Annotated in this window: 9 protein-coding genes and 1 tRNA gene; 5 read left to right on the forward strand and 5 right to left on the reverse strand. The window is 57.9% G+C overall.

Annotated elements, in window-relative coordinates; translation table 11 throughout:
* Positions 1 to 61: 61 nt before the first annotated feature.
* The 3 genes from U0L91_RS10045 to U0L91_RS10055 are packed head-to-tail and all read right to left on the reverse strand — an operon-like array spanning position 62 to position 2,060.
* Positions 62 to 904 (reverse strand): ATP-binding protein, encoded by an 843-nt coding sequence (locus tag U0L91_RS10045; RefSeq protein ID WP_330046601.1) that lies wholly within the window; start codon positions 902 to 904, stop codon positions 62 to 64.
* 32 nt (positions 905 to 936) lie between these two features.
* Positions 937 to 1,692, reverse strand: coding sequence for a response regulator (locus U0L91_RS10050; RefSeq protein ID WP_330046603.1), 756 nt, complete (start codon positions 1,690 to 1,692; stop codon positions 937 to 939).
* 59 nt (positions 1,693 to 1,751) lie between these two features.
* The gene (locus U0L91_RS10055) at positions 1,752 to 2,060 is read right to left on the reverse strand and encodes a hypothetical protein (RefSeq protein WP_330046604.1); all 309 of its coding nucleotides are present in this window, start codon (positions 2,058 to 2,060) and stop codon (positions 1,752 to 1,754) included.
* Positions 2,061 to 2,486: 426 nt separating this feature from the next.
* Between U0L91_RS10055 and U0L91_RS10060 the strand changes: the two genes are divergently transcribed.
* Positions 2,487 to 3,035, forward strand: coding sequence for a GNAT family N-acetyltransferase (locus tag U0L91_RS10060; RefSeq protein ID WP_330046605.1), 549 nt, complete (start codon positions 2,487 to 2,489; stop codon positions 3,033 to 3,035).
* Positions 3,036 to 3,084: 49 nt separating this feature from the next.
* On the opposite strand, the gene U0L91_RS10065 is transcribed toward U0L91_RS10060, so the two are convergent.
* A complete protein-coding gene (locus tag U0L91_RS10065) occupies positions 3,085 to 3,990 on the reverse strand; it encodes a LysR family transcriptional regulator (RefSeq protein ID WP_330046607.1) in 906 nt (301 codons plus the stop codon).
* A 217-nt stretch (positions 3,991 to 4,207) separates the two neighbouring features.
* Between U0L91_RS10065 and U0L91_RS10070 the strand changes: the two genes are divergently transcribed.
* Genes U0L91_RS10070 through U0L91_RS10085 form a run of 4 tightly spaced genes read left to right on the forward strand, consistent with a single transcriptional unit; the run spans position 4,208 to position 6,805 of the window.
* Entirely contained in the window at positions 4,208 to 4,444 is a 237-nt protein-coding gene (locus U0L91_RS10070) for a hypothetical protein (protein WP_330046609.1), read from the forward strand.
* A 33-nt stretch (positions 4,445 to 4,477) separates the two neighbouring features.
* Positions 4,478 to 5,338, forward strand: a complete 861-nt coding sequence (locus U0L91_RS10075) for a DUF3737 family protein (protein WP_330046611.1) — start codon at positions 4,478 to 4,480, stop codon at positions 5,336 to 5,338.
* Between the two features lie 17 nt (positions 5,339 to 5,355).
* A complete protein-coding gene (locus U0L91_RS10080) occupies positions 5,356 to 5,847 on the forward strand; it encodes a cyclophilin-like fold protein (RefSeq protein WP_330046613.1) in 492 nt (163 codons plus the stop codon).
* Positions 5,848 to 5,860: 13 nt separating this feature from the next.
* Positions 5,861 to 6,805: an alpha/beta hydrolase gene (locus U0L91_RS10085; protein ID WP_330046615.1), complete on the forward strand. Its 945-nt coding sequence runs from the start codon at positions 5,861 to 5,863 to the stop codon at positions 6,803 to 6,805.
* A gap of 151 nt (positions 6,806 to 6,956) precedes the next feature.
* Here U0L91_RS10085 and U0L91_RS10090 read toward each other — a convergent pair.
* Positions 6,957 to 7,032: transfer RNA gene (locus tag U0L91_RS10090), tRNA-Ala, on the reverse strand.
* Positions 7,033 to 7,203: the final 171 nt, after the last annotated feature.

Genomic DNA, 7,203 nt, shown 5'->3' on the forward strand with positions numbered 1-7,203 from the left:
AAAGTAAAGCCGGGACAAAAAAATTCACGGCAGGACCTTCCGGCCCTGCCGTGATGTCGGGTTATTCGGTTTGTGTCGGCTCGTACAGCACGGCGCGGAATTCTTCCCGCAGACGGTTGCGGTGCACACCGGTTGCGGCGCGGGGTGTGCGCAGGGTATTCTGGCTGCCGAAGGGCTGTCCGGAGGCCTCGGGCAGGAACAGGCGCAGAACGGTTGCGGTTTCTTCCTGCGCGGTCTCGAGCCGCCAGCCCAGGCGCTCGGCACAGCTGCGGATCAGCAGCAGGCCGATGCTTCCCTGCCCTGCCAGCACGGGGCTCAGCGTTCCGGCGTTCAGTGTCTCACAGACTTCCGGCGGCCAGATCCGCCCGTCCCGGTATTCCAGGCATCCCCCCGGTTTTGCGGTCAGACGGACGTCCGCCGTCCGGTCCGTGCAGAAGGAGTTGGAAAACAGGTTGGCAAACAGCGTATCCATCAGTCCCACATCGGTGTTCACAAGCCAGGGTTCCCCTGCCGGGTCCGGTTCAAATTGTATTTTGCCGGGAACCTTGCACAGCACCAGTTCTTCATTGGCGCAGTCCGCCAGTTCCTCGAGACACTGGTTCATCTCCTGCACGGAAAATGGCCTGGCACCGCCCAGCGCCGTGCCCATGGCAAGGTCGGAGGCGTTATCCGCCAGGCGTTCGAGACGGTGAATCCGGTTGGTCATACGGTGGAGCATCGGGATGGCCGTTTCCCGCACGGCAGCGGTACAGGAGGAGTCCAGGTATCGTTCCAGCGCGTCCACCGTACACTGCAGCAGACAGAAATCCGAGGCAAATCGCCCCTTCAGGCCGCCGCGGAGCAGAAGATCATCGGTCGTCTCCTCACAGGCTTCCCATCCGGCGGCTGAAGATTTATCCGGCATAACAGATGCTCTCTTTCTGGTCGTTCAACCCATCAGCGGCGAAGTGAATGGCGGACACGAGCCGTCAGAACCTCAATCAGCTCCGACACCGTCAGGCGAGAGCCGGGCGCCTTGCCCTTCTGCAGGCACAGCGAATCATACGCCGGCTGGCCCACATCGTACAGCGTCCGGTTGAGCCGCTCAAGCGCCGCATGGACCGCGCCCGCATTGGTCTGAAACAGATCCGCCGTCATCGCACAGAGTTCCCCGAGGGCATACGGGCGCTGCGTGAAGATATTCAGATAGATCACCTGTTCGAGGTAATTCAACCCGAACGCATGCCCGTGATAGTGCAGCGCCGCAAGCTGCTCATACAGACATTCCCGTGCCAGATAGACTTCCAGGCGGTGCCCCTGTGCCGCTGTCTGATAAATGGTATCAAACAGGGACGGCAACTCGTATGGCTTAAAGATAGTACAATCCGTGCCCAATGTCAACAGCTTTTCAATCTGCGAGGCCGCGGAAGGAACCAGACTGACCACAATGTGCGGGTGGTATCCCAGCGTCATCTGGTTGACCCGGCGAAGAAGCGTATAGATGCTGGTATCCGGCAGCAGCGCATCCAGCATCAGGACATCCGGATGCAGTCCACGCTCCAGTTCCTCCAGCACCCGCCGGCCGGTCTGCACCACCGAACATTCCTGGACTGCGTCCTGCTGCGCCGCATAGAGCCGGATGGCTCTGCAGAGTTCGCGGTCCTTTTCGGCAAAGAGCGCTGTGACCGGCTCCACACGCACGGCATCCCCCATAGTTTTCTCTCCTGCGCCCGGGGCGGATCTCCGCCCCTGTTTTCCTTTCTTGTGAAATTTCAGACAACCACGGCCGGGCCGGTCCGCATGACATCGGTCCAGCAGTCGTCCACCACATCCCCCGCCAGCTCCGCGGGGACTGCGTTCTCATACAGGAACTGCATCAGCCTTCTTGCAAATCCTTCGGTGCCCCGGGGCAGTTTCCGCCATGCCCGGTTTGGATGCTGACCGGTCTTGCGTACCTCCAGACGCAGGCCGGTCTTGCCGCTGTACAGCAGATACTGGACCTGATGCGCTGTCTGCAGGCCCTCGATCTGTGAAAATGTACGCGTGTAGCATGCGATCACCGCATCGCACGTCTCCTCCATGAACGTTCCCTCCCACAGGCTCGGAAATTCCCGCAAATATCCGCCGCAGATACGCGGGTTTTGATATCAGGAATTACTATACTCGGTTCTGTGTCCAAATGCAAGGGCCGCGACGTGTACGGTTTTATACGCTTGGCGCAAGAAAGATGCGCAGCAAATTCTTTTTTCGTACATTCGTTTTAAATTTTTTCAAAAAAGATGCCTTTTCCGATATTTTTTCCTCCCCGTTTTCTCCTTCCGCGCAGAGGTATCCGCCCGGCGGCTGATATGAAAACCAATTCCTGTTATCTGCATCCTGGTGAATTTCCCGCACCATGCCGGCGGGCACCGGTTCCGCATCCGGCAGGGCCGTCCGAAAGCACCCTTGCCATGCGGAAAAATCTCTGCTACAATGGTCGGAAATTCAACAGAATGGAGGAAGTGTTCATGATTTTCCAACCCATGACCGTGACGGACAGAACCGGGCATCCGGTCCTGCTGCGGAAGGCCGGCCCGGACGATGCAGAGAATCTGCTCCGGTACCTCAAAGTGACCGCCGGCGAGACGCCTTTTCTGCTCCGGGAGCCGGAGGAAGTGACGATGACGCCGGAACAGGAGCAGGGGTTTATCCGGCGAATGACGGACGCTGACCGGGAGCTGATGATTCTGGCCGAATGCGACGGAGTCCTGATGGGAAGCGGTTCGCTGATGTGTGTCGGCGGCCTTCAGCGGCTCTGCCATCGTTGTGAGCTGTCCGTTGCGCTGTATCAGGAATTCTGCGGCAGAGGCGTGGGTACAATCATGATGCGGGTCCTTCTGCAGACGGCGGCACAGGCCGGTTATGAACAGGCCGAGCTGGAAGTCGTCGCCGACAACCGCACGGCGCTGGCCCTGTATGAAACCCTCGGCTTCACGGCGTGCGGACGCCTTCCCCGTTACCTGAAATACCGCGACGGAACCTATGCGGATGCCATCCGGATGACCAGAATCCTGTGACCGCCGGGTCACATGCCCAAAAGGCCGACGCCTGCAGCGTCGGCCTTTTTTATGGTCTGGTTTCCCGCAGTTCGCAGCATTCCAGCAGCGCATCGATATACTTCTGCACCGGTTTGGACAAAACCTGATACCGCTTCCAGATGATCGTGGCTTCCGCCTGCGCTTTCGGGGAGAGCGGCCGGAAACACAGCCGGCTGTCACCGCTGACGTTGATCAGTTTGTCAAAGCAGACCGCATAGCCGACGCCCTCCTCCACAAGAAGCGAGGCATTGAACACCAGGTTGTAGGTGGCCACAATGTTCAGTTTGGTGACGTCCTCCCGGAACCAGTTGGACATCGGCCAGACATCGTTTTTCTGAGAAGAGACAATGAGCGGTTTGTCCCGCAGGTCTTCGGGGCGGATGACCTGTTTTTCGGCCAGCGGGGAATCCTTGCGCATCAGAACGCCCCATGTGTCGCGAATCGGAATCTTGATGGAGCTGTACATATTGGCATCGACAGGTCCGTAGATCACGCCGAAGTCGACCAGCCCTTTATCCAGATTTTCCCGGACAAACTCCGCATTGCCGCTGAGGATGTGGTAATGGATGTCCGGATACCGCTCCTGCATCCGCTTTGCCGCTCTGGCAAAAATCCGGATCATGTCGGATTCCCCGGTGCCGATATAGATATCCCCTTCGATCACCTCATCGGAAAGTGATATTTCCCGTTCGGTCATCCGGACCAGCTCAAGAATTTCCTCCGCGCGTTTGCGCAGCAGCATCCCCTCTTCTGTCAGGAGGACCTTACGCGATCCCTTGGCATTGCGGATCAGAAGCTGTTTGCCGAGCTCCTGTTCCAGCGCTTTGAGCTGCGTCGAAAGGGTCGGCTGGGACAGATGCAGCGATTCCGCCGCCGAGGAAATATTCTGTTCCCTGGCCACCGCCAGAAAATACTGAAGCACCCGCAGTTCCATCTTCTCTTCTCCTTACAGACAAGCCGTTTCCGGGGCCGCTCACACGGCCCCCCGGCCAAGTCGAATAGGTTTTATCTATACTATTGTATCAAAGATAAGTATTTGCTATTGTCTTTCTCTCTGACTATACTGGAATCACAGCGAAAGGTCAAGCGGCAATGTTCCGGGAACCGGCAGCAAGGGTGAAAGAATCCGCAAAGGAGCGTGAAAAGTCCGTATGGAAGACAAGATGCATGCGGAGGATCTGGTCCTGGCGCTGAAGAGAATCGGGTTTGACGCCGATATGATTGAGACCTACCTTTCCTGCTGGAAGAGCGAAAAGACCGGGGAGCAGCTCCGGCTGCTGTCCGCCCGGCGGGCCTGCCTGCTGGATCAGATCCATCAGGAGGAAAAGCAGATTGATTGTCTGGACTATCTGGTATACCGCATCCGGAAAGGCCATCTCACCGTCTGACGCCGCGGGATTCGGGAATGGAGGAAACGAGCTATGAAAACAATTCAGAACCAGTCTTTTGATCAGGAGCGTGCCTTGTACGGCGAGCGGGATCTTCATGTGATTCACTGTGCGTTTGACGGTCCGGCCGATGGCGAAAGTGCCTTCAAGGAGGGTGCCAATCTGGAGGCGGAACAGTGCTTTTTCAACCTCCGTTATCCGTTCTGGCACGATCACGGCGTCAAGATCCGCGACAGTGAAATGACGGGACTCTGCCGGGCCGCCCTGTGGTATTCCGATCACATCGAGATCACCAACACCAGGCTTCACGGCATCAAGGCCCTGCGAGAATGCAGCGAGGTGACGATGCGGGGCTGCGACATTGTATCGCCGGAATTCGGCTGGTCTGTGCGCGGCATCACCATGGAGCACTGCACCGCCGAGAGCGAATATTTCATGATGCGTTCGAGTGATCTGCATCTTTCCGATGTGACCTTCCGGGGGAAATATTCTTTGCAGTACATCGAGAACGCCACCTTTGAAAACTGCCGGTTTGATACCAAGGACGCCTTCTGGCACGCCAGGAATGTGGTTGTGCGCAACAGCGTCATCAAGGGGGAATATCTCGCCTGGTACTGTGAGAATGTCACCTTTGAGAACTGCACCATCATCGGCACCCAGCCGCTTTGCTACTGCAAATCGCTCCGCCTTGTCAACTGCCGGATGCAGGATACCGACCTTGCCTTTGAGAAAAGTGATGTGGAGGCCACTGTCCTGACCCCGGTCGTCAGCATCAAGAATCCCCGGTCCGGCTGCATCACCGTTCCCTCGGTCGGCGAAGTGATCCGGGATGACAAGGAATCCCGGTGCCGGATTGTCCGGACCGATCCCGACACCCACGGTTGCTGTGCCTGAGACAGGAGGACGAGAGGATGAGACCATGGTGGTTGCGATGGCTGGCCGGCGTGCTGCTGCTCTGCTGCACGGCGTGTTCTGCGGCCGGACCCGGCAGCACCGCTTCGTCATCCGATACCGAACGCAAGGAGGATTCCGATATGGAACAGACTGTGTTTTATCTTACAGTGGGCGGCACGACGTTTGATGCCGCTTTTGCGGACAATGCCGGCGCGCAGGCGTTCCGGCACTGGCTGGCGGACGGCGATGTCACCGTCCGGATGGAGGACTACGCAGGTTTTGAGAAGGTTGGCGCGCTGGGAAAGGACCTGCCCACCCGCGATGCGCAGACCACCACACAGGCCGGCGACATTGTGCTGTACCTGGGCAACCAGATCGTCCTGTTTTACGGGAGCAATTCCTGGAGCTACACCCGGCTCGGGAAGGTCCGTGACCTGACCGGCTGGGAAGAGGCCCTGGGCAGCGGCGACGTTGACGTAACCTTTTCTTTGACAAGCCCGAATCCATGAAAGGAGAATTCCAATGAGCGATTACATTTGTGCCCTGAGCGATGCGGTGGAGAGAGTCCATGTACGGTATCCCAACCGGTATGGTCTGATGATTGCGGGAGACCTGTATACGGCCAAGACGATGGACAGGACCCGGCAGTATCCGGCACTGATTGTGGGTGCCCCCTACGGCGGCGTGAAGGAGCAGGGACCGTGCGTCTATGCGAATGAACTGTCCCAGCGCGGTTTTGTGGTGCTGACCTTTGATCCCTGCTATATGGGTGAGAGCGAGGGCGAGCCCCGGCATGTCTCCTCCCCCGAACTGTTCACCGAGAATTTCAGTGCCGGCGTGGACTATCTGGGTCTGCAGCCCTTTGTGGACCGGGAACGGATTGCCGTGCTGGGCATCTGCGGCAGCGGCGGCTTTGCCCTGTCGGCCGCGCAGGTGGACACCCGCATCAAGGCGGTGGTCACGGCCAGCATGTATGACATGTCTGTGGCTGCCAGGATGGGACAGACCCCGGAGCAGATTCTTGAAACCAAACAAAAACTTGCCGCCCAGCGCTGGAAAGATGCCGAGAACGGCTATATGCCCGAGTACATTCCCACATTCCCCGAAAAACCGCTGGAGAAGGTACCGCCCGAGCTCGGGGAGCCCGATGCCGAATGGTTCCGTTTCTACGCCGTGAAGCGCGGGCACCATGAACGTGCCAGAGGCGGCTTTACGACCACCAGCAATCTGCCCTTCCTCAACTTTGATCTGCTGTCCCATCTGGATGAGATCTCTCCCCGCCCGATCCTGCTGATCGTCGGCGACCGGGCCCATTCCAGATTCTTCAGCGAAACTGTCTACCGGAAGGCACAGGACCCCAAGGAACTCTACGTTGTGAAAGATGCGGAACACATCGATCTCTACGACCGGACCGACCGCATCCCGTTCGGAAAAATTGAGGACTTTCTCAAGACCAGCCTGCAGTGATAGGCGGACGTCATAGAATGTCCCATGGCGGCATATACAAAGCCGGCGCCCCTCGGACGCCGGCTTTTCTGCTGCCTGCGGCAGAAAACCGTCTGTGTTCTGCCGGTTTTGCCAAACAAAAAAAGGACACGACAGATGTCGTGTCCTTTGCTGGTGGACCTGGAGGGATTCGAACCCTTGACCTCTCGGATGCGAACCGAACGCTCTCCCAACTGAGCTACAGGCCCATATCACTCACGGTGACTTAGTCAGTATAGCTCGCAAATGCCAAAAAGTCAAGTATTTTTTGCAAAAAAGGCAATTTGAGGGAAACGCACCTCCGCTGGCAGCTTTTTCTTGGGCAAAGTTGTTTACAGCGACGGCGGCCAGGGTGTAGAATACGAATTGAAACCGTCTGT

It is taken from the genome of Gemmiger sp. (genome assembly GCF_036306485.1).
Classification (GTDB): Bacteria; Bacillota; Clostridia; order Oscillospirales; family Ruminococcaceae; genus Gemmiger.